Origin of the sequence: Paraglaciecola sp. 20A4 (genome assembly GCF_011378905.1) — a bacterium.
Lineage (GTDB): Bacteria > Pseudomonadota > Gammaproteobacteria > Enterobacterales > Alteromonadaceae > Paraglaciecola.
Genome location: NZ_WTPY01000086.1, coordinates 1 through 803, shown reverse-complemented (window position 1 = coordinate 803; position 803 = coordinate 1). Strand labels below are relative to the sequence as shown.

The window sequence follows — 803 nt, the reverse complement described above, 5'->3', positions numbered from 1 at the left end:
CTTGTGGCACTAACCTTAGTTGGTTGTAAAAACGATCCTAACCCGGCTGAACTTAATAAAGCAGAGGCTTTACCCCCTATCTTTCAGGAGGTCCGGCATGGAGAGTTGTATACAGATCACTTTCACTGGCTTAGGGACACAGAAACCTCGGAAATAAGCTCCCTACCAGTGGTCAAATATCTTGAGTCTGAAGAACAAAAGACCAAACGTTATTTTGCCTCTAAAAGTAATAAAATTTCTGAAGTGTTTGCTGAAATAAAGAGCAGATTGCCACAAGGGCAGACCGAAGACACTTGGGAAAATGCGGGACATACCTTACATACAGAGTATCAACAAAATGGCGAATACCGCATTTGGTACTATTTGCCACTGGGATCTAGTCATAGAAAATTATTATTAGACGAGAATATTAGAAGTAAAAATCAGCTTTCATATAAATTACTAAGTTTGCAATTATCACCTAACACCAAGTATTTGGCGTGGGTAGAAAACTCTTCAGGTGTTCATTCACTCCATATTAAATCTGTTGATGGTAACGCAGAAATAATTCAAACAATTGATAACGTTAAAGATGATATTGAATGGAGCAGGGGATCTGACACCATATACTATGTTGAACTTGATGAGTACGGCCGGGAGTATAAAGTTGTTTCTAAGTCGATAGGCTCCGGCGCTGAAGACAAAACACTATACAAAGAACAAGATGACGAACGTTTTGTTTCCATCCATAAATCACTGTCCAACAAGTATTTAATAATCAATAGTCGTACTTGGTCTAGCTCAGAAGTAAGGATTCTCGATTT

At 38.6% G+C, this 803-nt stretch carries 1 protein-coding gene; it reads left to right on the top strand.

What is annotated here, in order from left to right; translation table 11 throughout:
* Window positions 1-803 (top strand): hypothetical protein (locus GQS54_RS22940; protein WP_166426235.1); only part of this gene is annotated, 803 nt, incomplete at both ends.